At 68.3% G+C, this 24,738-nt stretch carries 28 protein-coding genes; 8 read left to right on the top strand and 20 right to left on the bottom strand.

The genetic code is table 11. From position 1 onward, the window contains the following. Window positions 1-29 precede the first annotated feature (29 nt). On the top strand, window positions 30-287 hold the full coding sequence (locus tag ACFVBH_RS26365; protein WP_379005463.1) for a hypothetical protein: 258 nt from the start codon (window positions 30-32) through the stop codon (window positions 285-287). Between the two features lie 54 nt (window positions 288-341). Here ACFVBH_RS26365 and ACFVBH_RS26360 read toward each other — a convergent pair whose 3' ends face one another. Then, window positions 342-1,244, bottom strand: a complete 903-nt coding sequence (locus ACFVBH_RS26360) for an alpha/beta hydrolase (RefSeq protein WP_379005461.1) — start codon at window positions 1,242-1,244, stop codon at window positions 342-344. 136 nt (window positions 1,245-1,380) lie between these two features. Here ACFVBH_RS26360 and ACFVBH_RS26355 point away from each other — a divergent pair, with 136 nt between their 5' ends. Both ACFVBH_RS26355 and ACFVBH_RS26350 read left to right on the top strand, forming a co-directional pair. Then, the gene (locus tag ACFVBH_RS26355; protein WP_354987859.1) at window positions 1,381-1,656 is read left to right on the top strand and encodes a GlsB/YeaQ/YmgE family stress response membrane protein; all 276 of its coding nucleotides are present in this window, start codon (window positions 1,381-1,383) and stop codon (window positions 1,654-1,656) included. A 303-nt stretch (window positions 1,657-1,959) separates the two neighbouring features. Then, on the top strand, window positions 1,960-2,718 hold the full coding sequence (locus ACFVBH_RS26350; RefSeq protein ID WP_379005459.1) for a PRC and DUF2382 domain-containing protein: 759 nt from the start codon (window positions 1,960-1,962) through the stop codon (window positions 2,716-2,718). 108 nt (window positions 2,719-2,826) lie between these two features. On the opposite strand, the gene ACFVBH_RS26345 is transcribed toward ACFVBH_RS26350, so the two are convergent. The 4 genes from ACFVBH_RS26345 to ACFVBH_RS26330 are packed head-to-tail and all read right to left on the bottom strand — an operon-like array spanning window position 2,827 to window position 4,955. Beyond that, entirely contained in the window at window positions 2,827-3,858 is a 1,032-nt protein-coding gene (locus tag ACFVBH_RS26345; protein WP_379005457.1) for a YihY/virulence factor BrkB family protein, read from the bottom strand. Window positions 3,859-3,865: 7 nt separating this feature from the next. Then, on the bottom strand, window positions 3,866-4,126 hold the full coding sequence (locus tag ACFVBH_RS26340) for a DUF4235 domain-containing protein (protein ID WP_379005455.1): 261 nt from the start codon (window positions 4,124-4,126) through the stop codon (window positions 3,866-3,868). Then, window positions 4,123-4,521, bottom strand: coding sequence for a DUF3618 domain-containing protein (locus ACFVBH_RS26335; RefSeq protein WP_379005453.1), 399 nt, complete (start codon window positions 4,519-4,521; stop codon window positions 4,123-4,125). Before ACFVBH_RS26335 ends, ACFVBH_RS26340 begins: the two co-directional genes overlap by 4 nt. Next, a complete protein-coding gene (locus tag ACFVBH_RS26330; RefSeq protein WP_379005451.1) occupies window positions 4,518-4,955 on the bottom strand; it encodes a phage holin family protein in 438 nt (145 codons plus the stop codon). Before ACFVBH_RS26330 ends, ACFVBH_RS26335 begins: the two co-directional genes overlap by 4 nt. A gap of 193 nt (window positions 4,956-5,148) precedes the next feature. Between ACFVBH_RS26330 and ACFVBH_RS26325 the strand changes: the two genes are divergently transcribed. After that, window positions 5,149-5,292: a hypothetical protein gene (locus tag ACFVBH_RS26325; RefSeq protein WP_379005449.1), complete on the top strand. Its 144-nt coding sequence runs from the start codon at window positions 5,149-5,151 to the stop codon at window positions 5,290-5,292. Window positions 5,293-5,449: 157 nt separating this feature from the next. Here ACFVBH_RS26325 and ACFVBH_RS26320 read toward each other — a convergent pair whose 3' ends face one another. From ACFVBH_RS26320 to ACFVBH_RS26300, 5 genes are all read right to left on the bottom strand, one after another. After that, window positions 5,450-6,289, bottom strand: a complete 840-nt coding sequence (locus ACFVBH_RS26320; RefSeq protein ID WP_379005447.1) for a SigB/SigF/SigG family RNA polymerase sigma factor — start codon at window positions 6,287-6,289, stop codon at window positions 5,450-5,452. A 119-nt stretch (window positions 6,290-6,408) separates the two neighbouring features. Next, entirely contained in the window at window positions 6,409-6,861 is a 453-nt protein-coding gene (locus ACFVBH_RS26315) for a response regulator (RefSeq protein WP_379005445.1), read from the bottom strand. Continuing rightward, window positions 6,861-8,480, bottom strand: a complete 1,620-nt coding sequence (locus tag ACFVBH_RS26310) for an ATP-binding protein (RefSeq protein WP_379005443.1) — start codon at window positions 8,478-8,480, stop codon at window positions 6,861-6,863. The genes ACFVBH_RS26315 and ACFVBH_RS26310 overlap by 1 nt, the downstream gene beginning before the upstream one ends. A 231-nt stretch (window positions 8,481-8,711) precedes the next feature. Continuing rightward, complete coding sequence (locus ACFVBH_RS26305; RefSeq protein ID WP_379005441.1) at window positions 8,712-9,185, bottom strand: DUF6640 family protein; 474 nt, start codon at window positions 9,183-9,185, stop codon at window positions 8,712-8,714. 11 nt (window positions 9,186-9,196) lie between these two features. Then, window positions 9,197-9,775: a TetR/AcrR family transcriptional regulator gene (locus tag ACFVBH_RS26300; protein WP_379005439.1), complete on the bottom strand. Its 579-nt coding sequence runs from the start codon at window positions 9,773-9,775 to the stop codon at window positions 9,197-9,199. A gap of 142 nt (window positions 9,776-9,917) precedes the next feature. Between ACFVBH_RS26300 and ACFVBH_RS26295 the strand changes: the two genes are divergently transcribed. Together ACFVBH_RS26295 and ACFVBH_RS26290 are read left to right on the top strand one after the other, a co-directional pair. Then, window positions 9,918-10,973, top strand: a complete 1,056-nt coding sequence (locus ACFVBH_RS26295) for a dihydrodipicolinate reductase (protein WP_379005437.1) — start codon at window positions 9,918-9,920, stop codon at window positions 10,971-10,973. Between the two features lie 136 nt (window positions 10,974-11,109). Next, a complete protein-coding gene (locus ACFVBH_RS26290) occupies window positions 11,110-11,556 on the top strand; it encodes a hypothetical protein (RefSeq protein ID WP_379005435.1) in 447 nt (148 codons plus the stop codon). Between the two features lie 15 nt (window positions 11,557-11,571). On the opposite strand, the gene ACFVBH_RS26285 is transcribed toward ACFVBH_RS26290, so the two are convergent. The 10 genes from ACFVBH_RS26285 to ACFVBH_RS26240 form a co-directional block, all read right to left on the bottom strand. Next, window positions 11,572-12,414: an HpcH/HpaI aldolase/citrate lyase family protein gene (locus ACFVBH_RS26285; protein ID WP_379005433.1), complete on the bottom strand. Its 843-nt coding sequence runs from the start codon at window positions 12,412-12,414 to the stop codon at window positions 11,572-11,574. 37 nt (window positions 12,415-12,451) lie between these two features. Next, on the bottom strand, window positions 12,452-13,627 hold the full coding sequence (locus tag ACFVBH_RS26280; protein ID WP_379005431.1) for a thiolase family protein: 1,176 nt from the start codon (window positions 13,625-13,627) through the stop codon (window positions 12,452-12,454). 135 nt (window positions 13,628-13,762) lie between these two features. Beyond that, on the bottom strand, window positions 13,763-13,954 hold the full coding sequence (locus tag ACFVBH_RS26275) for a rubredoxin (protein WP_379005429.1): 192 nt from the start codon (window positions 13,952-13,954) through the stop codon (window positions 13,763-13,765). Beyond that, window positions 13,951-14,802, bottom strand: a complete 852-nt coding sequence (locus ACFVBH_RS26270) for a mycofactocin-coupled SDR family oxidoreductase (protein ID WP_379005427.1) — start codon at window positions 14,800-14,802, stop codon at window positions 13,951-13,953. The genes ACFVBH_RS26275 and ACFVBH_RS26270 overlap by 4 nt, the downstream gene beginning before the upstream one ends. A 17-nt stretch (window positions 14,803-14,819) precedes the next feature. Further along, the gene (locus ACFVBH_RS26265; protein WP_379005425.1) at window positions 14,820-16,361 is read right to left on the bottom strand and encodes an aldehyde dehydrogenase family protein; all 1,542 of its coding nucleotides are present in this window, start codon (window positions 16,359-16,361) and stop codon (window positions 14,820-14,822) included. Between the two features lie 28 nt (window positions 16,362-16,389). Further along, window positions 16,390-17,586 (bottom strand): acyl-CoA dehydrogenase family protein, encoded by a 1,197-nt coding sequence (locus ACFVBH_RS26260; protein WP_379005423.1) that lies wholly within the window; start codon window positions 17,584-17,586, stop codon window positions 16,390-16,392. An 11-nt stretch (window positions 17,587-17,597) separates the two neighbouring features. Beyond that, a complete protein-coding gene (locus tag ACFVBH_RS26255; RefSeq protein WP_379005421.1) occupies window positions 17,598-18,650 on the bottom strand; it encodes an acyl-CoA dehydrogenase family protein in 1,053 nt (350 codons plus the stop codon). A 2-nt stretch (window positions 18,651-18,652) separates the two neighbouring features. Continuing rightward, window positions 18,653-19,480: an amidohydrolase family protein gene (locus tag ACFVBH_RS26250; protein ID WP_379005895.1), complete on the bottom strand. Its 828-nt coding sequence runs from the start codon at window positions 19,478-19,480 to the stop codon at window positions 18,653-18,655. Continuing rightward, complete coding sequence (locus tag ACFVBH_RS26245) at window positions 19,481-21,106, bottom strand: AMP-binding protein (RefSeq protein ID WP_379005419.1); 1,626 nt, start codon at window positions 21,104-21,106, stop codon at window positions 19,481-19,483. A gap of 106 nt (window positions 21,107-21,212) precedes the next feature. Continuing rightward, the gene (locus ACFVBH_RS26240; RefSeq protein ID WP_379005417.1) at window positions 21,213-22,448 is read right to left on the bottom strand and encodes a cytochrome P450; all 1,236 of its coding nucleotides are present in this window, start codon (window positions 22,446-22,448) and stop codon (window positions 21,213-21,215) included. A 152-nt stretch (window positions 22,449-22,600) separates the two neighbouring features. Here ACFVBH_RS26240 and ACFVBH_RS26235 point away from each other — a divergent pair, with 152 nt between their 5' ends. Continuing rightward, entirely contained in the window at window positions 22,601-23,392 is a 792-nt protein-coding gene (locus ACFVBH_RS26235; RefSeq protein ID WP_379005415.1) for an SDR family oxidoreductase, read from the top strand. Window positions 23,393-23,504: 112 nt separating this feature from the next. Further along, entirely contained in the window at window positions 23,505-24,716 is a 1,212-nt protein-coding gene (locus tag ACFVBH_RS26230) for a cytochrome P450 (protein WP_379005413.1), read from the top strand. Window positions 24,717-24,738 lie beyond the last annotated feature (22 nt).

Here is a 24,738-nt window from a genome sequence, read left to right as displayed (position 1 = left end):
GTGCGGCGGCGACAGGAACCCGCGACGTAGTGGTGACGGTGGGGGAACAGGAGTGGGAGGTGCTCGCCGAGGCGGCCGAGGCTGCCGGGATGAGCGTTCCCGACTATGTGTCCTGGTGCGTGCGCATTCAGGCCGCGCGGGCCGCCAATCCCCGCTCGCGACGGGCCGACAACGTCATCGCAGCCCGGCGACCGGCGACAGGCGAGGACGAATCCGAATCCGCGGCATGGGTGGAGACGTTCTCTCGCCGATGTGCGCATCACACCGATCGCGACGCCGAGATCTGAATAGCTTGTCCGGCAACGGTATCGAGGACTGACCGGTGTCGCCCGATCGGGTGATCACCGGATCGCGGTCACATCGCGGAGGAACGAGACCGCGTCGGCAAGAGCGGACTCACCTCGCCGATGGGTGTCCGTGTCCTTGAAGAACTGTGCGAAACCGTGCTCTGCCCCGGGCACGACGCGGTGCACGACGGGCACCCCGGCCGCGAGCAATGCTTGGGCGTAGGCGAGGTTTTCGTCGAGCAGCGGATCGTGTTCACCGACGAGGATCAGCGTGGGCGGGAGGCCGGCGTGGTCGCCGCGCAGCGGTGACACCCGCGGGTCGTCGGTGCTGACTCCGTCCGGAAGATAGGCCTGTAACGCGAGCCTGTTGAGTTCTCTGGGCGGAAATCGTTTGTCCCCGAGCTGTTTCCACGATGCGGTATCCATCGCGGCGCAGAGGCTGGGATAGAACAGCACCTGGCCGGCCACGCGGGGATGCCGTCGGTCACGGGCGATAGCGGTGGCGGCCGCGGTGAGCGTTCCGCCGGCGCTGTCGCCGCACAGCACCAGCCGGGTGGTATCCGCCCGGAGCTCTTCGCTGTTGTCGCCGACCCAGTCCAGCACCGCGAGCACGTCTTCGAGCCCGGCCGGGAACCGATGCTCCGGCGCGAGTCTCCAGTCCACGGCAACGACCAGTAGCTCGGCGCGGTTCGCCAGAGCCCGGCACAGTACGTCATGGGTATCCAGGTCGCCGGAGATGAAGCCGCCGCCGTGCACGAACACCATGACGGGCAGGCGGTCGGCGTCCGTGAGCGGGCGATAGGCGCGCACCGTGATACAGCGCTCCGGCTCGGTGGCCGGAATGGCCAGCCTGCGCACGTCCCCGACGGGGTCGGGCGCGCCGGCGTCCGGCATCGAGGTCCAGTAACTCTCACGCATGCCGCGTACGAAATCGAGCAGATCGGGATCATCCAACATCACGAGTCGAATGCCCGCCGCGGAGTGCGTGAAACGGCCGTGTTTGTCACTGGTTTACATCCGTGGAGACGGGTATGCACCGACCGGACACACAGCCCGTCGAACACGGGCTGACATCGAGGAAAGGAGCGGCGCGATGCTCGGACTGGGAATCCTGGGGTGGATCATCATCGGCGGGCTGGCCGGCTGGATCGGCAGCAAGATCATGAAGACCGATGCCCAGCAAGGCATTCTGCTGAACATCGTCGTCGGAATCATCGGCGGACTGCTCGGCGGGTTCCTGCTGAAGCTGCTGGGCGTGGATGTCGAGGGCGGCGGCCTGTGGTTCAGCTTTTTCACCTGCCTGGGTGGCGCGGTGCTGCTGCTGTTCCTCGTCGGCCTGGTTACCGGCCGCCGCGGCGCGATGCGCTGACGCGCACGCCACACCGCACGGTGCGGGGCTGCACGGTGTCAACCGTGCGGCCCCGCACTCGTCTGCGAGCACGAATTGTTACCCCGGCGCATTGCGCACGTTCATGCCCACCTTCTAGACGCCCCCGGCCGGCTTCTGCCGGTTCACGACGTTTGTCCCGCGATAGCCCGGGTAGTTGCGGGAGTGTCGCTGGTTTCGCTGTCGCGAAGCCGAGCGGACAGTTCGATCGCTAGTCAATCTCCTTCCGAGAACACCCCGCGCCTGCGCGGGGACATCGAATCATTCGAAGATCGAGGAGGAATCATGACCGGTTTGCTCGACGAAATCATCGGTAACTCCGTGTACGACCGGGGCGGCGACAAGATCGGCAAGGTGAAGCAGATCTACATCGATAACGCTTCGGGCGCGCCGACGTGGGCGGCGGTGTCCACCGGCCTCTTCCACGACGACTCCCTCGTGCCCCTGGCCGGTGCGCAGCATCGGGCGGGGTCGGACCAGCTGCAGGTGCAGGTCGACAAGGAGGAGGTGAGGTCCGCGCCGCACATCCCCATGGACCACGAGATCACCGCCGACGAGGAACAGCAGCTGTTCGTGCACTACCACGTCGACCCGCAACGTGCGGGCTGGGACGCGTTCGCCGATCCGGCAGCTGAGGGCGTTGATGAGCGGCGTGGGATGCGCGGCGGCGACGAGGGACTCGTCCGCTCCGAGGAACACCTCGAGGTGCACAAGGACCGCGCCGAGTCCGGCACGGCCCGCCTGCGCAAGTACGTGGTCACCGAGGAACAGACCATCAAGGTGCCCACCACACACGAGGAGGTACACCTCGAACGGGAGCCGATCACCGATCCCACCGCGGTCGGGACCACGGACTTCGGTGAACAGGAGACCGAGGTGGTCCTGCACGAGGACCGGGTCACGGTGACCACGGAGGCGGTACCGGTCGAGCGCGTCCGCCTCGCGGTAGACGAGGTGCAGGACAGCGAGACCGTGTCCGGCACCGTGCGCAAGGAACGCTTCGAGACCGAAGGCGTCGACAAGGACCCGAAGCGGAAGCGATAGCCCAACGGCGGCGCCGGGTTCCGGAGTAAGGGAAGACTCCGGAACCCGGCGCGGGCCGGTCCCCGCAGCAGCGATGAGCAGGCTCTACCGCACCGCGTCGGGCGAAAATCACTCCTGCCGAGCGGCTTTCGCCTCGTCGATCGCATCCTGATCCAGCGGATCGAGCTTGCGGGTATCGCGCGGTACGGCGAAGGGTGAGACCTCTTCGGGTAGACCTTCGGCGATGGCGCGACCGTGATCCAGTTCGGCGTTGATCTCGGCGCCCAGTAGCAGCGCGATGTTGGTGAGCCACAGCCACACCAGAAAGATCACCACACCGGCGAGTGACCCGTAGGTCTTGTCATAGGACGAGAAGTTGGCGACGTAGACGGCGAAACCGCCCGAGACGATCACCCAGATCAGGACCGCGATCACGCCGCCGGGGCTGATCCATTTCACGCCGCCCTGTTTCGCATTGGGGCTGGCCCAGAACAGGATTGCCAGCAGTACCGAGACCAGGACGAAGAGCACGGGCCACTTGGCGATGTTCCACACCAGTACCGTGGTCTCCCCGAGTCCGAGGAAGTCGCCGACCTGCCGCGCGATCGGCCCGCTCACCACCACGATCACCGCGCTGAGCAACAGCAGAATCACCGCCAGGACGGTGACGCCGAGCCGGATGGGCGTGGTCTTCCAGATCGGCCGCCCCTCACCGATGTCGTAGATGACGTTGGAGGCGCGCATGAAGGCGGCGACGTAGCTCGACGCCGACCACAGCGCGATCGCCAGACCCAGGACCGCGCCGAGTCCGGCGCCGCTCTTGTTGGCCTGGGCCTGGTCGATGAGCGTTTGCACGAAGTCCGCGCTCGAGCCCGGCGCGAGTTCACGGACCTGAACCATGAGTTCGTCGGTGGCATCGGGTCCGAGCAGGCCCAGCAGCGAGACGAGCACGATCAGCCCGGGCACGATCGACAGCATCGCGTAGTAGGTCAGCGACGCCGCCAGATCGGTCAGGTTGTCGCGCTGAAACTCTCGGCCCGCACGCTTGACCACCGCGATCAACGACGGTTTCGACAGGTCGGCCGGACTGTCCGGGTGATCGGCGTCCAGGTCCGGCCGAGCTCCGGTACCGGTCGACGCCGGGTGATCCGCGGCGGTCATGCTCGGCTCACTTCCCGGGCCAGGTGCCCGTCAGCCGCTGATAGCCCGAGGCGCCCGCGCGGTCGATCGACGCCTTCACCACGCCGAAGATCGCGCCCTGCAGCGCCGCGGCGACCAGCACCTCCTGCCAGCCGTAGTCGCGCGCGGTGGCGCTCGGGGCCTGGTCCTCACCGCTCACTCGCCGCCAAACCTGGGCGAACACGAGGTTGGCCGCGACGCCGCCGAGCACGCTCACGACCATTCCGACGGGCTTGTACAGGGTGTTCACGCGCGCCTCCGACGCCGCGTCCACCAGATCAGCGCCGCACCGGACACCAGCGCGACCGCGACGGGCACCGGATTCCGCCGGGCGGCCGCGACCGCCTGACTGCTCTTCTCGCGCACCGGTTCCGGCGTCGCGGCCACAGCGCGATCGGCCACCTGCCCGGCGCTGACGCGCACGTTCTCGGCGACCTCGCGCGCCTGCTGAGCCGCCTCGCTCGCATGTTCGCGAGCGGCCTCGGCAGTGTCGTGGACCTTGTCCTCCGCTCGCGCGCGTACGTCGACCTTGTCCGCGAGTTCGGCCACGGTGTCGCCGAGTTCCTGGCGGGCCTGGTCGCGGTCCGCCCGCAACCGCGCGACCTCACTCGGATCGTTCTCCGGGCGTGGTGTGTCGTCGCTCATCGATGAGTCCTGTTCTCTAGTACCTCGACGTCCTGCCGGACGTCCTTGATCGCCGTGGCGGGCACCGGAGGCGCCGCCTTCTCGACCGTCTTCTTGCCGGCCAGCGCCGCTATCGCGCCGAGCACGAACAGCACCGCCGATACGATCAGCGCGGCGGCCCACGCGGGCAGCACGAGCGCCAGAGCCAGAATCGCCGCGGCGGTCAGCGAGCCGCCGCCGTAGAACGCCAGCAGCCCACCGGCGCCCGCGATACCGGCGCCCTTGGCCATGCCTATGCCCTTGTCCCGCATCTCTATTCGGGCAAGTGCCATCTCGTCGCGGACCAGCCTGGTCAGCTGTGCGCCGGCGGTGTCGACGAGTTCGCTCAGTGAGCGCCTGTCGTTCTCGAGGGTCACCGTCGCGGAATCGGGGCGGGGGTCCGAAGTGGGTGTCATGCCTCTCACCTCCTGTTCGTCGGCGATTACCCGGCGGCTATGACTCGAAACAGGCCCGTGACGGCTCGAAACAGACCGTCGGCGCGGCGGCGCGGCGGGTGTTTGTGCTTGATCATGTCGGGTAGCCGACGTAGTGGTCATCCGCTGCCGATCGCGGTGTGGCCGACCAATGAACTACGCGGGAGGTTGGAAAATGGAAATCGAAAACGTCGTCGCCCAACTGCACCAGGACATCACCACCGCCGAAGACGCCGGCGACACGGCGACGGCCGACAGGCTTCGCAAGGATCTCGAGGAGGCGCGTCGCGCCGCCGCCGAGCAGACGGGTCAGCAGTAGAACCGGACCGGAACGCCGGGCGTGGCCAACCGCCACGCCGGAGCCCCGCGAGCACCGTTCGCGAGGGGTCCCGAAATGAATCCAATTCCACGGTGCGCCAGACCAATACACAGCGCCGGCGCCGCACACCCGCCCCGGGTGTGCGGCGCCGATGTCCTCAGGCGATCTGTTGGGCGAGTTCGGAGTCCACGGCCTGGTCGCGCAACTTCTTCAGGGTCTGGGCCAGCAGGCGCGAGACCTGCATCTGGGACACGCCCAGGACCTTCGCGATCTCGGCCTGGCTCATCTCCTGGCCGAACCGCATGCGCAGGATCCGCTGCTCCCGTTCGGACAGCGTCCCCAGCAGGGGGCCGATGGTGATCGAATCCTCCATCAGCGCGTATCCCTCCTCGACCACGGACAGGCGCGCGGGAGCGATCATCGGGGTGGCGTCACCGTCGTCGGATTGCGAACGGGCGTCCAGGGACTGGGTGGTGTAGGCGTTGTTGGCGATCAACGCCTGGGTGACCTCGGTGAGGTCGGTGTCCAGGTGTTCGGCGAGCTCGCGGGCGGTGGGATCGCGGTCCAGGCGTTGCGCGAGTTCGGGAATCGCGACGCTGAGCTGCTGGCGCAGCTCCTTGATCCGGCGCGGTACCCGCACCGCCCAGGTGCTGTCCCGGAAATACCGCTTCACCTCGCCCATCACCGTCGGGATCGCGAAACCCAGGAACGAGGCGCCCACGGTGGGGTCGAAACGATCCACCGCCAGGATCACCCCGCACGCGGCGATCTGGGCCAGATCCTCGTACTCGACACCGCGCCCGCTGTAGCGCTGGGCGATGTGCTCGCCCAGCGGCAGCGCCTTCTCGATCACCGACTGCCGCAGCGCGGCGTGTTCGGGGCTGCCGGCGGTCAGGTCCGCGAGCTCACGCAGGAGGGGTTCGAGGTTGTCGTACGAGTCGCCGCGACCGCGTGCGCTGCGTGTGTGGCCGATCGATACTGCGTGTTCGGGTGACATCACGGTTCCTCGGGTGCGAATGGGTGTTGGCATCTCGGGCATTGCCAGAATCGATCCGTTCAAACACCGCACACGTCAGCAACTTTGCCGCAGGGGTTTCCGTGACCCCCACCGCGGGTTCAGGAGCGGCCCGGGCGGTGCGGCAGTTGTGCGAGCTGAGCGAAGAATTCGTCGATGCGGGCCACGGCGTTGGTGTAGTCGTCCAGGTCGGTGGGTTTCGTGACGTACGCGTTGGCGAACATGCGGTAGCAGGTCACGATGTCGTCCTGTGCCGAGGATGTGCTCAGGATCACCACGGGGATGGTGGCCAGATCGGCGTCCGCGCGGATCGAGGAAAGCACCTGGCGGCCACTGTATTTGGGCAGGTTCAGATCCAGCAGGATCAGGTCCGGCCGCGGTGCGTGCAGGTGCTCGCCGCGCCGGAACAGGAAGTCCAGGGCTTCCTTTCCGTCCCGCGCCACGTGCAAGGTGCTGCCGATGCCGTGTTCCTCGAACGCCTCGATGGTCATGAGCTCGTCGCCCGGGTCGTCCTCCACGAGCAGGATGTCGGCGGGTCGCACACGGGTGGTCATCACAGCGGAACTCCTTCGAGGGCAACAGCGGTCGAATCAGGGGTGGTAGTCGAGTGATCGTCGTTCTCGGCCGAGACGGGCAGGGTGAACCGGAAACGCGTCCCGCCGGTGTACGCGGTGTCGATCCCGATCGTGCCGCCGTGGTACTCGACGATCTTGCGGCACACCGCCAGTCCGATCCCGGTGCCGGCGTACACATCCTTGGCGTGCAGCCGCTGGAAGATCACGAACACCTGCTCGGCGAACTCGGGTTCGATCCCGATCCCGTTGTCGGTCACCGTCACGACCCACATGCGCGCTTCCGGATCGAGTTCGCAGGCGACCCGCACGAGCGGTGTCCGGTCCGGTGACCGGAACTTGATGGCATTGGATATCAGGTTCTGCCACAGCATGCTCAGCAATGTCGAGTCCCCGTTGACTCGCGGCAGCAGTTCGGGCAGCTCTAGCCGGGCGCCGGAGTCGTCGATCACCGAACCCAGATCGCCGACAGCGTTGTTCAGGCACGCGCCGAGGTCCACCACCGCGGCGGTGGCGGTGTCGCGCCCGACGCGAGAGAACGTGAGCAGGTCGTTGATCAGGGTCTGCATGCGTTTGGCGCCGTCGACCGCGAAGTGGATGTACTGCTTGCCGCGGTCGTCCAGTTGGGTGCCGTAACGCTTTTCGAGCAGCTGACAGAACGAGGCGACCTTGCGCAGCGGCTCCTGCAGATCGTGCGAGGCCACGTACGCGAACTGTTCGAGTTCGCTGTTGGATCGCCGCAGGTCCTCGGCCTGCGCGTCGAGCACGTCCTTCTGCTCGGACAGCAGCGCTTCCTGCGCCCGCGAGGAGTCCAGTTCCGCGACGACCTGCCCGCGCATCCGTTCCACCGCGTCCGCGACCGTCGCGACATCGGCGGGACCGGCGACCTCGATGTGATGCTCGAAATCACCGTCGGCGACCCGCAACGACGCCTTCGCCAACTGCGACAGCGGCCGCGCCACCAGACGGCGAACGAACCAGGTCAGGATGACCCCGGTCAGCAAGGTGACCGCCACCATCAGACCGAGGACCCAATTGCGCAGCGCGCGGGCGTGTTCGAGTGCCGCGCGGTCCGCGGCGATCGCGGTGCGCAGGCCCTGTTCCTGGGTATCGAGGCGGGCCCGGAGTTCATCGAAGAGAGCTTTGCCCCGGACCGTCGAACCCGCGGGCACCGTCGCCGCGGCAGTGCCGGCGAGCGCGTATTCGCTGCGCCAGGAGTCCGCGGCCCGTTGCACCGCGTCCAGATCGGCCAGCAGTTGCGGCGACTCGGATACCAGCGCCCGGATCTGTTCCGCGGCATGGGTTTGCCGCTCCAGCCCCGCGGTGTACGGCTCGAGGAACTGCCGATCCCCGGTCAGCGCGTACCCCCGCACACCGGTCTCCTGATCGAGGAACGCGCCCTGTAAACGAGTCGCCTGCACCAACGCCGGCTGCGTGCGGTTCAGCACCCGGTCGGTGGCCACGTTGGTATTGCCGATGACCTGCGCACCCGCACCCGCGCCCACCAGCACCACGATGCCCATCACCCCGAGCACCACCTGGAACCACGTCGCGACGGTGAACCGCCCGACTCCCCGTGATCGGTCTCGCGGTGTGGTCATCGGTGAGTGCCCGCGTTCCGAAGAGCGGTCCTGCCGTGCCGCGGATCTCCGGCTGTCGGGCACTGCGTCACGGAGTTCCTCGTTTCCGCGCGGCAGCATCCACGGCCGCGCCTGATCGAACTCAACAGCCGCCGGCTGGACCGCGAGATCCCCGAAGCGTAGCCGGTCGGAGGAGAGCCGAGTGACCGGATCCGAACGCCGGTCCTCGCGGGCGCGGACCGCCGGTGTGCTTCACCGGCCGGCAGCCGGCCCGGCGGGTTTCGCGCCGACGCGAGTGCCGAGAATTACGGCGATCAGCAGGAGAATCAGCAGGACCACCGCCATGAACACCTGAGGATGCAGGCCCAGGACAGCGGGGTTGTCGAACTCGGGGTCGTGGACGGCGGTGCCGGGGAAGAGCGGGGCGCTCAGCAGCGCCAGCCAAGGAGTGGACAGGATCGCGCAGGCCAGCCGGAGGTCGGCGCGGGATCGGGCGTTACGGCGCAGGAGCAGCGCGACGGCGATCGCGCTGAGCAGCACCGTCATGGCGATGTATTGCGCGTCATGGAACTTCGCGTGCGGTGGCCAGGCGTCGTTGTGCAGATGCTGGGCCGCGCCGGCCGGAACCACGAGGTCGGCGAGCACCGCGCCGAAGGCGGTCGCGATCGCGACGACGACCGCGAGAATTCTCGGGACGGCGAGTCTGTCGGGCTCGAGCGACGTCATGGTGGATTCCTCTACTGGAGTGCGGGTTTCGGATTGGCCCGGAGAAAGTCGTCGACGACCGACCACGTGTACTCGAGGTCGAAGGGGCGGTTGGCTATCAGTCGCCGGAAGAACAGCGGCCCGTGCAGCTGGTCCAGGGCCAGATCGACATCGAGGTCGGGTGGGAGGTCGCCCTCGGTCACGGCGGCGGTCAGGATCTCGCGGACGGGCTCGGTGCCGGTCCGGTACAGCGCGTCTTTGACCGCCGCGAATCCGGGGTCGACCCCGGCGCGTTCGACGATCACCCGCATCCCCTGCTCGACCGCCGGTTCGTGCAGCATCGCGTGGGTCGCGGACAGCGCCGCGCGCAGATCGGCGCGCAGTTCGCCGGTCCGCGGCGGCCGGGACAGCGTGATGTGCTGAACGACGGTGGCGCGGACCAGGTCCGGGGCCTCGGGCCAGAGCCGATACAGGGTGGCCCGGCTGATTCCGCTGCGGGCCGCGACCGCGCCGTGGGTGAGGCCGGACAGGCCCTGTTCGATCAGCAGCTCGCGCGCCGACACGAGCGCGGTGTCGCGACTGCGCACGGTCCGGGGATCGGGTGGCCGCACGACTCTCCTTATGAGACGTATTGTTTCAAAGATTCGAGACAAACTGTATCGAACTTCGGGGCGGCTCGCACCCGGGGACAGGCGGCCGCTCGCGCCCAACCGAGCCTTGACGCCCAGTATTGAAACCTGTTCTATTTCTCGCATGACTCTGCGAGTGATCCAGTGGGCCACCGGTGGGCTCGGCCGGGCCGCGATCGGCCAGATCCAGCTGCACCCCGAACTCGAGCTCGTCGGGTGCTGGGTCCACTCGGCGGACAAGGCCGGGCGGGACGCCGGTGAGCTGGCCGGGATCGGGCCGATCGGGGTCATCGCCACCAACAGCATCGAGGAGATCCTCGCCATCGATGCCGACTGCGTCCTGTATTCGCCCCTGATGCCGAATCCCAAAGAGGTGGCGGGGATTCTGCGGTCGGGCAAGAACGTCGTGACACCGCTGGGCTGGTTCTGGCCGACCGCGCAGGAGAAGGAGCGAATGGCCGCTCCCGCGCTCGAGGGCGGGGTGACCCTGCACGGGACCGGGATCGACCCGGGCGGCGCCACCGAGCAGCAGCCGCTGTTCTTCACCGGATTGTCCAGTGCCATCACGTTCGTTCGTGGTGAGGAGTACTCGGACATCCGCACCTACGACGCCCCCGATGTCGTGCGCCACCTCATGGGTTTCGGTCAGTCGCCGCAGGACGCGATGAACGGTCCGATGCTCGCGCTGCTGGACAACGGGTTCGATCAGTCGGTGCGGATGTGCCTGGACACGCTCGGTTTCGCCGACGCCGAGATCCGCAGCAGTCGTGAGGTGGCGGTCGCGACCGCGCCGATCGAGTCCCCGATCGGCACGATCGAACCGGGTCAGGTTGCCGCTCAGCGCTTCGCGTGGGAGGCGTTCATCGGCGAGGTCAAGGTCGTCCGGGTCGCGGTCAACTGGTTGATGGGCGATGAGCACCTCGACCCGCCGTGGAAGTACGGCGACGGCGGCGTCCGGTTCGAGGTCGAGGTCAAGGGTGATCCCGACTGCCAGGTGACGATTCACGGCTGGCACCCGACCAGCGTGGCGGCCGGTCTGGAGCGCAATCCCGGCATCGTCGTGACGGCGGCGCACTGCGTGAATTCGATCCCGTACGTGTGCGCCGCCGAACCGGGTCTGCTGACGTTCGTCGAGATGCCCGTGGTCACCGGGCGCGCGCACCCGGACCTGGCACGCTGATCGCGCGATCGTGCCCCGCGGATGCCCGGACAGCACGTTACCGTCGTACTTACAGTTGACTTGACTTCTGCTGGCTGGGACACTGATCGATGACAATCCGGACCTCCGTGCCGGACCGTCGCGGTCAGGAGAAGATATGAGCGGCAAAGAATCCCCTGTTCTCCAGGAGCGGATCGCGCAGGCCTTGCGAGACAGCGGTGACCGGCTCGCGGATCAGGTGCGGGCTCGAATCCCGCACAGCCCGCGGCCGGTTTTCCTCTACTACGTCGCGCAGACCTTCGATGCCCTCGATGCCGCCCTGGCCGCGCGACGCCTGCCGGATCCGATCACGCCCGCCCAACAGCTGTGTCTGCACCTGATCCTCGAACAGGCCGGGAAATCACCGGCTGACACCGACGGGGAGCTGGATCGGATCCGTGCGGCCGTGCTCTCCCACGGTGTTCACGAAGCACTGGCGCCGATCGGCCGAACCGGCCCGAAGTCGGCCGACGCCTACGATTTCGTCGCGCTCGGCGACGCGCTGAACGCCCACGGAATGAGCGCGTTCTTCGCCCCGCTGGAGTCCGGCAGACTGGTCGCCTGACGGGCCCGCGGGTGTTCACCCCCGGTGCCGGGACACCGGGATGTCGACGCTCGCCAGTATGGCTTCGGCGCGCAGCAGCACCGGCCGGTCGATCATCTCACCGCCTATCGCGGTCACCGATCCATCTGCCGGCGCTGCCGCCATGACCGTTCGCGCCCAGGCGATTTCCTCCGGCGTGGGATGGAAACCCGCATTGATCAACGGCGCCTGACGTGGATGGACGCACATCTTCGCCGTGAAGCCGAGTAGCCGTGCATGATCGATGTCCGCGCCGAGCACCGCGGGGTCGTCCAGCGTGGAGGTCACCCCGTCGATCGGCGGTGCGACTCCCGCCGCGGCCGCGGCGAGGACGACCGCGGACCGCGCGTACCGCAGCGCCTCGTGGCTGTCCGGCCGCACACCCAGCTGTGCGGCGAGATCGATGCTGCCGAATGCCGGGCGCACCACCGCTGGCACGGCACAGAGGCTTTCGGCTCGCGCGATGCCGGCCGCGGTCTCCAGCAGCGGTATCAGCGCGGATCCGCACCCCGACAGTGCCCGCAGGTCGGCGGGTCGCTCGCTCTTGGGCACCATGAGCGCCCACGCGAGCCGGCCCACCGCCGCGACGTCATCGTCATGCCAGCGCGTTCCCGGGGCGTTGACGCGAACGACCGCGCGGGATCCGCCGGCGAGCCGATTCCGCACGTGATCCCGCGCCGCGTCCTTGTCGCCGGGACCCACCGCGTCCTCGAGATCGAGGATGATCACCTCCGCCGCGCTGTCCGCCGCTTTGGCGAAGAGCTCGGGCCGATGACCGGGGACGAACAGGAACGATCTCGCGGCCGCGAGCGGTCGGCGGTCCGAATCCGGCTGCGACACAGGGCGTCCTTCTCTCGTACTGCCGAAGCGGGCGGGCTCAGACCTCGATGACCAGCGCTCCGCCCTGTCCCCCGCCGGCGCACATCGCGGCCACGCCGACGCCCCCGCCGCGGCGGCGCAACTCGTAGATCAGCGTGGTGACCATCCGCGCGCCCGAGGCCGAGATCGGATGCCCGAGACTGCATCCGCTGCCGGAGAAGTTCACCAGCTCCTCGTCCATGCCGTGTTCCCGGACCGCCGCGATCGGGGTCGACGCGAACGCTTCGTTGATCTCCCACAGCGTCACATCGCCGACCGCGAGTCCGGCCCGGCCCAGCACCTTGCCGATCACGGCACTGGCGGCCAGACCGTTGTCGCGCGGGGTCACCGCGACATTGGCCCAGGCACGCACCTTCGCCAGTACCTCGACGCCCTGTGCGGCGGCGACATCGTCGCCGACGACCGTGACCGCGGCCGCGGCGTCGTTGATGCCGCTGCTGTTGCCCGCCGTGATCGAGAAGCCGTCGATCTCCGGATGCAGGACCGGCAGCGCGGCCAGCCGCTCGACCGTGGTGCCCCGGCGCGGATGCTCGTCCACCGCGAAGTCGACGATCGAACCGTCGGGCAACTGCGCCTTCAGGGACACGATCTCGTCCTGGAACTTGCCCGCGTCGATCGCGTCGATCGCACGCTGATGCGAGCGCGCCGCCCAGGCATCCATCTCCGCGCGGCTGATCCCCACCGCCTTGGCGGTGTTCCAGCCGACCGTTATCGCCATATCGAGCGTCGGCGCGTCCGGGGTCTCGGGATGCGACGGCGGGATCCACGGCTCCTTGAACTCGAACTCGACTCCCGGCACCCGCCACTTCATGATCGGCGCTGTCGACAGTGATTGCACGCCCCCGGCGACGATCACCCGCTCCGCGCCCACACCGACGTGTGCGGCCGCGTTGGCGATGGCGGTCAGGCTGCCCGCGCAGTGCCTGTTCACCGCCTGCCCCGGAACACTCGTCATACCGGACGCCACGGCGGCGTAGCGCGCGAGATCGCCGCCGCCGTAATTCAATTCGGCCAGAATCACGTCGTCGACCAGCGCCGGGTCGATACCCGAACGCCGGACCGCTTCGGTCACGATGGTGGTCGCGAGCGTCTCGGACGGCACGTTGACCAGCGAGCCCTTGAACGATCGCCCGATCGCGGTGCGGACCGCGCTGACTATGACAGGTTGAACCATCTTCTCTACCTTCGAACTGTGCGGGCTCCCCCTCGGGGTTGCCCGCAATGGGGGTGGGACCAGCGGGCGAAGCGACGAATCACACAGCCGCAGCGGCTATCCGGGTGATATCCCGGCTCTCGTCGAGCGGTGCCGTCACCGCCGCACCTCGACCATCTCGAAATCGGCCTTGGCGGCCCCGCAGTCCGGGCACGACCAGTCCTCGGGAATATCGTCCCAGCGGGTTCCGGGCGCGATGCCGTCCTCGGGCCGGCCGACCTCCTCGTCGTATTCGAATTGGCATACCAGGCAACGGAACAGCCGATAGGCGGTGGTGGTCTCGCTCATGCGGGCTTCCAAGTCTTGGCCTTGACGAACCCGCCCGCGTCCACGCGCAGCTGGCTCCCGGTGATGTAGCGGGACGATTCCGAGGCCAGGAACACCACCAGATCCGACACGTCCTGCGGCTCGATGTACGGCACGGGCATGGCCTGCATCGCCGGGAACGCGGCCTCGGCCTCCGCCCTGGTCGGCGACGGCAGGTCCGGCCGGAAGACCCGGTACATACCCTCGTTGTGCAGCATGTCGGTGTTGACGTTCGTCGGGTGCACGGCATTCACCCGGATCGACTGCTTGGCCAGCTGCACCGCGAGATCGTTGACGTAGTGCGCCACAACCTGTTTCGCGAGGCTGTACGCGGACCCGCCAGGTCCCTGCTTGGTGGAGCTGCCCAATTGCGCGGCCAGCGAACCGGTCGCGATGATGGACGCGCCCGGCCCCAGGTACGGCAGGCTGGCCTGGATGACATTGAATACGCCGACCAGATCGGTGTCGATGGTGTCGGACCACGACCGCATGGTCTGGCCACTGCCCATCGCGGCGATCCCGGCGTTGGCCACGACCACGTCGAGCCGCCCCAGCGCCTGCACGCCCGCGGCCACCGCGTCCCACACCGCGGTGCGCTCCCGGACGTCGACGATCACCGGATGCGCACGGACGCCGTGCTTTTCGACGAGCGCGACGGTCTCCTCGAGGTCCTCCGGGCGCGCGAGCGGATAGGTGTTGCCCTCGAGGTCGGCGCAGATGTCCAGGGCGATGATGCTCGCGCCCTCCGCGGCCAGATTCACCGCGTGCGAGCGGCCCTGCCCGCGGGCGGCCCCCGAGATCACGGCGACCTTGTTGTCCAGTTTTCCCACCGGGTGCTTCCTATCTGTCAGTGCTGCCGGGGAATTCGGCAGCCGATGGTCTTGGTCTCGAGGTACTGCTGGAACCCTTCGAGTCCGCATTGGCGGCCGACTCCGCTGTTCTTGAAACCACCGAACGGGGCATCGGCGCCGTAGAACATGCCGCCGTTGACCCCGATCGCCCCGGTGCGCACCCGCCGCGCGATCCCCATGGCCCGCTCCGTCGAGCGGGACAGGACCGCACCGGCGAGCCCGTAGCCGGTGTCGTTCGCGATGCGAACCGCGTCGTCGTCATCGGTGAACGGGATCATCACCAGCACCGGACCGAAGATCTCCTCCCGTGCGAGCGCGATCCTCGGGTCCGGGCAGACGAACACGGCGGGGCGCACGAAGTGCCCGCCTGCCAGATAGTCCGGAAGCCCCCGCGGCACACCGCCTCCGGTCACCAGCTCCGCGCCGTCATCGATCCCCCGCGTGGTCGCGTCGAGGACGCGCCGCTGCTGTGCGGCGCTGATCACCGGACCGACCAGGGTGTCGGGCAGGGCCGGGTCCCCGAGCGGAACCGCGTCGAACGCGGCCGCGACGGCGCCGACCATGTCCTCGAAGATCGAGTGGTGCACCAGCATTCGACTGGTGGCGGCGCACGCCTGCCCGGCGTGCACGCACACGCCGACCGCACTGCGCACCGCCGCGACCGGATCGGCGTCCTCGAGCACGATCAGGGCGGATTTTCCGCCCAGCTCCAGGAAGGTCCGCTTCACGGTGTCCGCGCCCAGCCGCATCAGCGTGCGGCCGACGGCGGTCGAACCGGTGAAGGAGATCAGGTCGACTCGCGGATCGGTCGCCGCCAGCGCGGCCACCTCGTTGGACGGGGTGGGCACCACGTTGACGACGCCGGGCGGGAAATCGGTGTGCTCGGCGATCAGCCTGCCGAGCCGGGTGGCGTTCCACGGGGTGTTCGGATCGGGCTTGAGCAGCACGGTGTTTCCGGCCGCCAGCGCCGGGCCCAGCTTGTTGAGGACGACCTCCAGCGGGAAGTTGGACGGGCAGATCGCCGCGACCACACCCACCGGTTCCTGTACGACGGTGCGGACGTTGCGCGGCCCGAAGAGCCCGCCGCCGGAAAGCTCTCGCTCCCAGCCGAAGTCGTCGATCAATCCGGCCGGATAGCGCAGCGCTTCCGCGAGCGGCCATTCCAGCTGGGCATTGCCCGTGGTCATCACCGGACAGCCGGCCTCGGCCACCAGCTCGGTGCGCAGGGCTTCCAGGTCTCCCTCGAGCGCGCTCTGGAGCTGCCCCAGGCAGCGCTTGCGCAGCTCCCGGTTCGTCGGCCAGTCGGTCTCGTCGAACGCGCGCCGCGCGGCCGCGATCGCGCGATCCATATCCCGCGACTCGGCCGCGGCGGTGGTGCCCAGCACCGCGCCGGTGGCCGGGCTCAGGTTGTCGAACACCGCTCCCGACGCCGCCGCCACCAACTCGCCGGCGATCAGCATCCGGGACTCGGCGTTCGCGGCCGCCAGGCGATTCACCTCGAGCACCGGGGCGGAACGCTCCCCGACGGTGTCGCTCATACTGCCTCCTGATCCACGTCGGCCGCGCTCAGCCGGCCTTGGCGGCGACGGCCGGCGCGTAATGGGGCCGCCCGAGCCCCAGGACGTGCTGGGCGATCAGATTGCGGAAGACCTCGAGGGTGCCGCCGTAGATGCCGCACAACGGAGCCCAGCGGTACAGGTACTCCGCGCCGCCGGCGTCGATCGCGCCCTCGGCGTCGACGGGCAGCGCCGCGGCCGCGCCGAGCAGATCCATCAGCTCCGGCGAGACGTCGCGCATGGCCTGCGCGATGGCGACTCGCCCGAACATGGCCGGTGCGGACAGCGCCGCCTCGATGCGAGCGATGCTGCGGCCCAGCCGATACGAGGTGGCCCCGTCGTCCAGCAGGCGGCGCCCGTCGGGGCCCGGGCGGGCGGCCACGGCTGCGATCCGGTCGGCGGCGACGGCCATCATCGTGCCCTGGTGCACCATCACCGAGACGTCCGCGAGCCCGTCCGGTGCGGCGGCGAGCGCGCCGTGCTCGATGCTGAGCGGCTCCATCAGCACACTCCAGCCGTTGTTCACCGCACCGAGCCGGTACCTGTCGTCGATCCGGACATCGGTGTAGTACACGATGTTGGTCCGATCGCCGTCCACGGTGCGCAGGCCCTGGATCTCGATGCCCGGGGTGTCGAGCGGAACCAGGAACATGGTGAGGCTCTTGTGCTTTCGGGCCTCGGGATCGGTGTTGGTGATCAGGAACGCGTACTGGCAGTTGTGCGCGCCGGTCGTGAACATCTTGGAGCCGTTGATGATCCACTGATCCCCGTCGCGCACCGCCCGGGTCTTGGACGTCGCCACATCGGATCCGCCTTCGGGTTCGGTGTAGCCCAGGCACAACCGGACCTCACCGCTGCGCACGCGCGGCAGCACCTCTTCCCGCAGTTCGGGAGATCCGAACTGCTCCACCGATTTCGACACGATGATGGTGGTGCCCCAGGTGACCCACGGGACGTGCGCCCGGCGCTTCTCCAGGTCCCAGATTCGCCGCTGCACCCGGGTCAGGCCGCCCTGCTCGGGGGTGTCGAGTTCGGCGGCCAGCCAGCCGTCCGCACCCATCGCCAGGTGCACGCCCTCGTCGAAGTTGTCGCCCGTCTCCCGGTCCCGGCGGCGCACGTCGTCGGTGACATGGGTGGCGAGGAAGCTGCGCACCCCCCCGCGGAAGGCGAGTTCGTCGGCGCCGAGCTCGACCGTTGAGAAATCCATTCGAATCCGTCCTATCCCTGTGCCGCAGCGAACAATTCGGCGACCCGTGCCGCGCCGGCCGCCGGATCGCCGCCGGCCAGCGGCCAGCCCCGGGCGCGCAGCAGATACGCCGAGGCTGCGGACTCGGTGGTCACGCCGAGCCCGCCCTGCACGTGCACGGCCATGGTGGCCGCGCGCGCCGCCTCCTCCGTGATGTAGACGAAGGCCGCGGCGGCGAGGCCGGGCTGTACCCCGGGCTCGTTGTCGAGGAACCAGGCGGCCCGGTGCACGAGCGCCCCGGCGCCCTGCACGACGACCGCGATATTGGCCAGCGGATGCGAAATGCCCTGCAGGGTCGAGATCGCCACGCCCATCGTGTAGCGGGTCTTGGCGAACTCCGCGGCGATGCGCGCGGTCTCCTCGACCAGCCCGACCAGGGCCGCGGCGGTGAGCAGACGCCATTCGTCCTGTGCCAGTTCGTAGTGCGCGATCGCCTCGGGGCCGGTGGCCAGCACCTCGCGGCGGTCCGCGGCGGCCGGATCGACCCAGGCCATCGGCAGGCGGCCGAGATTGTCGACCTTCGCCGGACGCGTGTCGAAGCTCAACCGCACGATCTCGTCACCGTCGCGGATGACGAGGTGATCGGCGATCGCGCCCGACCCGATGAGCCTGCCGCCCGAACTCGCGCCGATCCGCGCGTCGAAGGCCACGATGGCGCGGCCGTGCACGACGTCTGCGGTGGCCTCGGTCGCGGGGTCCAGCGCGCCGAGCCGGGCGAGCAGCCGTGCCGTGCAGACGTGATCGATCCACGGCACCGGGGCCAGGCTCCGGCCCAGTTCCTCGGCGACCAGGGTCAGGTCGACCAGCGAGGCACCGTCACCGCCGGCCGCTTCGGGCAGCGCCATGGTCGTCGCGCCGGTGGCGCACAGCTGCTCCCACAGGTTCTTGTCGAAGCCGCTCGCCTCGGCGGCGCGCACCACCTCGATCGGGCAGCGCGCCTTGAAGAATTTGGCGTACGCGCCCCGCAGTTCGGTGTGGTCCGCGGACAGGCTGTAGTCCTGCCTGCGCAATGCGTAACGGTCCATGATCATTTCTCCTCGCCGAAGAAGAACTCTCGGGCGTTCTCGTAGAGATAGTTGTCGAGCGCCTCGGGCGGCAGATCGAGGGCGAGCGCCTCGGGAACGACCCGGCGCATGGAGAGCACGGGCCAATCCGAACCGAAGATCACCTTGTTCCTGCCGCGGGTGCGCATGAAGTGAATGAGGCTCTCCGGCAACCGCTTCGGCGACCACGCCGAGGTCATCAGCCGCAGGTTCTCGTACTTGAGCAGGAGCCGGACGGCGGTGTCCCACCAGGGGTCCGCGCCGTGGATCATGCACAGTCGCAGTTCCGGGAACCGATAGCAGACCTGGTCCAGGTAGATCGGGTTCTGCACTTCACCCGGAATCGGGGGACCGGGGATGCCGGTGTTCATGCACAGCGCCAAGCCCATCTCCGCGCATTTGTAGTACAGCGGGTAGTACGCGGCATCGGTGGGCGGATACCGGCCGTCACCCCAGAAGCTCGGCCCCACGGTCGTATACGCGACCGGCAGGTCCCGCACGAGCGACTCGAGTTCGCGCAGCGCGGCGACCGGGCGGAGAAGATCGACGCCGTTCACCGCCAGCGCGAACCGCTCCGGGCGCGCCTCTACGAACTTCAAGGCCGTGGCCGACGGCTTCACCATGGAGTACATCAGGATCGCCTTCTCGACGCCCTGCTCGTCCATCTCGTCGATCAGTTCGCCGAGATCGACCTGCGCGTACATCGATTCGGGGCCTTTGAAGTAGTTGCTCCTGACCTCCTGCATCCAGCCGGGCTGTTCCCGCTCGCCGAAATGCACGTTCGCCAGGCAGTCGATGACTCTCGGCATGATTCAGGCTCCTCCCTGTACCGGGGCATCGCTGCCGACCCGGCGCGCGGCCCACCGGTAGTCCGGCTTGCCGTTGCCCAGCCGCCGAATCTCGGTCACGTACACGATGTCCTTGGGCACCTTGAAACCGGCGAGACTGCCTTTGCAGCTCTGCCGCAACACTTCCGGGGCGACGCCGTGTTCGGGATCCGCGCACACCAGCGCCACGACTTCCTGGCCCCACCGCGGACTGGGCCGCCCGACCACCAGCGCGTCCCGGACGTCAGGGTGCGCGCGCAACACCTCTTCGACCTCCTCCACGAACACCTTCTCGCCCCCGGTGTTGATCACCAGCGAATCGCGGCCGAGCAGGCGGATCGAGCCGTCCGCGTCGAGCCTGGCCCGATCGCCCGGCACCGCCACGCGCTGACCGCCGATCTGCGGGAACGTGCGTTCGGTGGACTCGCGATCGGCGAAGTACCCGAGCGGTACCCGGCCGACCCTGGCGGCCCAGCCGACCTCGTCCTCCCCCGGCTCCAGAAACCGGGATCGGTTGTGCGACAGTGCCACCGCCCCCGCCATGGGTGCGAAGGTCTCGACCTCGGCGCCGCTGCGACTGCGCCCGAAGGCCATGCCGCCGGTCTCGGACGCGCCGTACCCCTCCACCAGGTACACCTGCGGCAACAGCTCGAGCAGATCGTGTTTGTGCACCGCGTTGGTGGCCGCACCGCCGGTTCCCAGCACCAGCAGCGCGGACAGGTCGTACGTCCGTGTCCGAAGCTCTCGAACCAAGGGACCGGCGTAGGCGTCGCCGACGATGGTCAGCAGTGCCGCCCGCTCGCGCTCGGCGGTCTCGAGGGCCAGGCGGGCGTCGAACCCGTTCCGGTCGTCGTACAGCACGATGGTCTGCCCGGCCAGCAAGCCCGAGAACGCGGTCATGATGCCGGCGGCGTGTGACAGCGGCGAGACCGCGAACCACACCTGCCCGGTCGCTTTCGCGAAAGCGTGCAGGGCGGAGACGTCGTCGTGGTCCGCGCCGTTCATCGAGGCGACGTACAGGTCGCTCTGCCGCCACAGCACGCCCTTGGGCCTGCCGGTCGTGCCGCCGGTGCAGAGCATGATCAGATCGTCCGGCGAGGTCTCGATCACTCGATCCGGGTCCCCCGCGAGCACCGCTTCCTCGAAAGGCACTGTGCCGTCGGGGGCGACGGCATCGCTGCCGTCCTCGACCGAGATGAACACCTCGACCCCGTCCGGGGCGGCCTCGCGCAGCACCGGACCGAACGAGCGATGGAAGACGACCCCGCGCGGCCGCAGATAGGCCAGCAGGTCCCGGATCTCGGTGGCGGTGTAGTGGTAGTTGACGTTGACCGGGACCACCCGGGCCTTGAGGCAGCCGATCAGCGCCTCGGGATACACGTCGTTGCGCATCAACAGGGCGATCCGGTCCTGCCCACACTCCCAGCGCTCGCGTTCCGCGCCGGTGTCCTGTACCCCGAATCCCTTCGCGGCCAGAAAGTTCGCGAAGCGACGGGTCCGGCTCGACCCCTCGGCGAAGGTGATCCGCCGCTCCCCGCACACCGTCATGGTCCGGTCCGGAACCGCCTGCGCGATCGCGTCGAAGACAGCGCTGATGCTCCATTCGGTCACCGCGGCTCACCTGCGATCGGTCGCGCACCGCCGGACCGCGCGGCCGCGGCCGGCTCCCGTGCGGCATCGTTCGTCATCTGTTGCGTCCTGCACATATCGGTGGCCGTCAGGTCAGGGAGTAGCGAACCGGCAGGTGCTTGAGGCCGCCGACGAACGTGGTGGCCGTCAATTCCGGTGCGCCGTCGAGCTCGATGGACTGCAGTCGTGGCAGTAGCTCGGCGAAGAACTTGCCGATCTCCATGCGGGCCAGGCCGGCGCCGAGACAGAAGTGCACGCCGTATCCGAACGCCACGTGCTTGTTGGCTTCGCGCTCGATGTCGAAGCGGAACGGATCCGCGAAGACCTCTTCGTCCCGGTTCGCCGAGGCGTACGACAGCAGCAGCGAGTCGCCGGCCGCGATGGGAACCCCGTTGACCGTGGTGTCCTGCGCGGCGGTGCGCATGAAGGCCTTGACCGGGGTCACCCACCGGATGATCTCCTCGGTGGCCTGCGGCATCAGTTCGGGATTGTCCCGCAGCAGGTTTCGCTGATCGGCATGCTCGACCAGGGCCCGCATCCCGCCGGCGATGCTGCTGCTGGTCGTGTCGTGGCCGGCGGTCGCGATGATGGCGTAGTAGGACATGGTGTCCACGTCCGAGAGCGGCTCGCCGTCGATACGCGCATTGGCGATGACCGAACCCAGGTCGCCCGTGGGGTTTTCGCGCCAGCGCGCGGTCAGATCCTGGAAGTACGCGAACATCTCGAGGAGCGAGTTCATGGTCTCGTCCGCGGGCGTGCTGCGCTTGAGCTCGTCGTCGTCGCTGCCGACCAGCTCCTGGGTCAGCTTCAGCATCCGCGGGAAGTCCGACTCGGGAACGCCCAGCAGCGACATGATCACATACAGCGGGAAGTGCGCCGACACCTCCTGGACGAAGTCGCACTGCCCGCCCGCGTCACGCATCTTGTCCACGTAGCGTTTGGCGAGTTCTTCGATGCGAAATCCCATGGCCTTCATGGACTTCGGGCCGAACCAGTCCGCGGCGATGGCGCGCACCACCCGGTGCTGGGGATCGTCCATGTGGATCAGGGTCCGAATTCCGACGGCCTGCTGCATCTCGTCCGAGGCCGAGGTCATCAGCACCGGCCGGGGCCAGTTGGTGAACAGCCGGTTGGCCCGCTCGACCGCCATGACGTCCGCGTGTTTGGTGATGGCCCAGAACGGTTGATAGTCGGGCGCCCGCACCAGCGAGACCGGGTTGTCCGCGCGCAGGTGCGCGAGTGCGGTGTGCAGTCGAGTCTCATCGGCGTAGGCCGTCGGATCCGCCAGCACCTTCGCGGCGTCATCAACGATCGGCATCCTCATGAACGACCCCTTCGATACGTCGTCGTGCGATTCGATCTACGCCATGGGCTGGGCCGGAGATCGTTGTAGCGCCCACCAGAGTGATTTATAGTGAGGCTTACTGTCAAGCATTCTATAACTCGGCTACGGGCGACGGAACAACGAGGTTCACGGTGAAAAACGAGGCAACAGTACGGCGTACGGTGGTGGTCGGCGCGGGTTCGGGAATCGGCGCGGCGACCGCTACCCGCTTCCACGAGCGCGGCGACCACGTCCTGGCCGTGGACCTCCGGCCCGGCGACACCCCCGCCGCGCGCCACGCGCAATGCGACCTGCGGGACGCGTCGGCGATCGCCGATCTGCTCGAGACGATCGATACCGGTTGGGACACACTGGCTTACGTGGCCGGAGTGCCCGGAACCGCGCCGGCCGGGGATGTCCTGCGGGTCAACTATCTCGCCATGCGAATGCTGTCCGAGGGGATGCTGCCGCGACTGCGGCACGGCGGCTCGATCGTCATCGTGGCATCCACCGCCGCGCTCGGCTGGCAGTTGCGGATGGCGGATCTGACCGGCCTGCTCGAGGCGACCGACGCCGCCGCGGTGGATGCCTGGCAGGCGGGCCAGGATCCCGCGTATCCGGTGTACAGCACGTCCAAGCAGGCCGCGATCATCTACAGCAAGAGACTCGCGGGCCCGGCGTGGCAGAAGTTCGGCGTCCGGGTGAACACGGTGAGCCCCGGGCCGACCCGGACCCCGATCCTGGTCGACTTCGAGACCTCGATGGGCAAGGACATGCTCGACTCGGTCGAGGCGACGGTCGGGCGGCACGGCACCGTCGAGGACGTCGTGCCGGTGATCGAGTTCCTGTCCTCACCCGCCGCGGGCTGGGTCAACGGCCAGGACATCCACGTGGACGGCGGTTTCATCATGCCGCTGTCGGCCGGCGCGCCGATCCAGCTGTAGCGCACACGACATCGAGGCGCGGGCGTCCGGACTGCTCATCCCATATACTGTATGCCTTACAGTAAGAACTAGTACGCGAGCCCCTCCGGCTCGACGACGTCAGAGGTGAACTGTGGACAGCCCTGTTCAGGACAAATCGGCAGCGGTCGGGAGCATCCTCGACCTGCGCGATCCCTACCCCTATTTCGCCGCCCGCCGGCGCGAAGGAGAGGTGTTCCGCGGCACGGTCATGGACTATTCGCGGACCCCGGAGTCGCTGCGGCCGCAGAACAGCTATGCCGCGGTGTCCTACGGGGCGGTCAGCGCCGCGCTGCGCAACAACCGCGTATTCAGTTCCCAGCTCTACGATTCCACCATCGGCGTCTTCATGGGCCCGACGATCCTGGCCATGAACGGCCCGGCGCATCGCGCCCATCGGGGACTGGTGGCCACGGCGTTCAAACCGCATTCGCTGCTGGACTGGGAACCCGAGGTCGTTCGCCCGATCTGCGACGGTCTCATCGACGAGTTCGCCGACCGCGGCAGCGCCGATCTGATCCGGGAGTTCACCTTCGAGTTTCCGACCCGGGTCATCGCGCGCCTGCTCGGCCTGCCGGAGCGGGACCTGCCCTTCTTTCGCAAGGCCGCGGTGGCGATCATCAGCTACGCGGACAAGGTGCCGCGCGCCCTCGAAGCGTCCAAGGATCTGAAGAACTACTTCCTCGACCAGATGGAACAGCGGCGTTCGAATCCGACCGACGACATCATCACCGATCTGATGAACGCCGAGATCGAGGGTGAACGACTGAGCGACAAAGCCATCTACTCGTTCCTGCGGCTGCTGCTGCCCGCCGGGCTGGAGACCACGTACCGGTCCTCCGGGAATCTGCTCCACCTGCTGCTGCGGCATCCGGATCAGTTCCGCGCGCTGCGGGAGAACCGCGATCTGATTCCGATGGCGATCGAAGAGGGCCTGCGATTCGAGACGCCCCTGACCCTGGTGCAGCGGTACGTCACCGAGGACACCGAGCTGGCCGGAGTTGACATCCCGCAGGGCGCGGTGCTCGACCTGTGCCTGGGCTCGGCCAATCGCGACGAGCAGCGCTGGGAGCGGCCCGAGGAGTTCGACATCTCCCGTAACCATCTGCCGCACATCAGTTTCACCGCGGGTGCGCACACCTGCCTTGGGCTGCATCTGGCCCGCATGGAGACGCGGGTCGCGATCGAATGCCTGCTCGACCGGCTGACGGATATCGAGGTGCGGCCCGGCAGTGACCCCCACATCTTCGGGCAGCCGTTCCGCTCTCCCCCGTCGCTCCCGGTGACGTTCACCGTTGCGTCCTGAACAGCACCGCACACCAACACAA

This window comes from Nocardia sp. NPDC057668 (assembly GCF_042799795.1).
Classification (GTDB): domain Bacteria; phylum Actinomycetota; class Actinomycetes; order Mycobacteriales; family Mycobacteriaceae; genus Nocardia.
The sequence above is the reverse complement of the archived record's forward strand: the minus strand, read 5'-3'. Positions and strand labels throughout refer to the sequence as shown.

Excerpts from the sequence above, each read along its gene's own strand:
- ACFVBH_RS26360 (WP_379005461.1), bottom strand. The coding sequence starts at position 1,244 with ATGTTGGATGATCCCGATCTGCTCGATTTCGTACGCGGCATGCGTGAG.
- ACFVBH_RS26355 (WP_354987859.1), top strand. The coding sequence starts at position 1,381 with ATGCTCGGACTGGGAATCCTGGGGTGGATCATCATCGGCGGGCTGGCC.
- ACFVBH_RS26350 (WP_379005459.1), top strand. The coding sequence starts at position 1,960 with ATGACCGGTTTGCTCGACGAAATCATCGGTAACTCCGTGTACGACCGG.
- ACFVBH_RS26345 (WP_379005457.1), bottom strand. The coding sequence starts at position 3,858 with ATGACCGCCGCGGATCACCCGGCGTCGACCGGTACCGGAGCTCGGCCG.
- ACFVBH_RS26335 (WP_379005453.1), bottom strand. The coding sequence starts at position 4,521 with ATGAGCGACGACACACCACGCCCGGAGAACGATCCGAGTGAGGTCGCG.
- ACFVBH_RS26330 (WP_379005451.1), bottom strand. The coding sequence starts at position 4,955 with ATGACACCCACTTCGGACCCCCGCCCCGATTCCGCGACGGTGACCCTC.
- ACFVBH_RS26325 (WP_379005449.1), top strand. The coding sequence starts at position 5,149 with ATGGAAATCGAAAACGTCGTCGCCCAACTGCACCAGGACATCACCACC.
- ACFVBH_RS26320 (WP_379005447.1), bottom strand. The coding sequence starts at position 6,289 with ATGTCACCCGAACACGCAGTATCGATCGGCCACACACGCAGCGCACGC.
- ACFVBH_RS26315 (WP_379005445.1), bottom strand. The coding sequence starts at position 6,861 with ATGACCACCCGTGTGCGACCCGCCGACATCCTGCTCGTGGAGGACGAC.
- ACFVBH_RS26310 (WP_379005443.1), bottom strand. The coding sequence starts at position 8,480 with ATGACCACACCGCGAGACCGATCACGGGGAGTCGGGCGGTTCACCGTC.
- ACFVBH_RS26305 (WP_379005441.1), bottom strand. The coding sequence starts at position 9,185 with ATGACGTCGCTCGAGCCCGACAGACTCGCCGTCCCGAGAATTCTCGCG.
- ACFVBH_RS26295 (WP_379005437.1), top strand. The coding sequence starts at position 9,918 with ATGACTCTGCGAGTGATCCAGTGGGCCACCGGTGGGCTCGGCCGGGCC.
- ACFVBH_RS26290 (WP_379005435.1), top strand. The coding sequence starts at position 11,110 with ATGAGCGGCAAAGAATCCCCTGTTCTCCAGGAGCGGATCGCGCAGGCC.
- ACFVBH_RS26280 (WP_379005431.1), bottom strand. The coding sequence starts at position 13,627 with ATGGTTCAACCTGTCATAGTCAGCGCGGTCCGCACCGCGATCGGGCGA.
- ACFVBH_RS26275 (WP_379005429.1), bottom strand. The coding sequence starts at position 13,954 with ATGAGCGAGACCACCACCGCCTATCGGCTGTTCCGTTGCCTGGTATGC.
- ACFVBH_RS26265 (WP_379005425.1), bottom strand. The coding sequence starts at position 16,361 with ATGAGCGACACCGTCGGGGAGCGTTCCGCCCCGGTGCTCGAGGTGAAT.
- ACFVBH_RS26260 (WP_379005423.1), bottom strand. The coding sequence starts at position 17,586 with ATGGATTTCTCAACGGTCGAGCTCGGCGCCGACGAACTCGCCTTCCGC.
- ACFVBH_RS26255 (WP_379005421.1), bottom strand. The coding sequence starts at position 18,650 with ATGGACCGTTACGCATTGCGCAGGCAGGACTACAGCCTGTCCGCGGAC.
- ACFVBH_RS26240 (WP_379005417.1), bottom strand. The coding sequence starts at position 22,448 with ATGAGGATGCCGATCGTTGATGACGCCGCGAAGGTGCTGGCGGATCCG.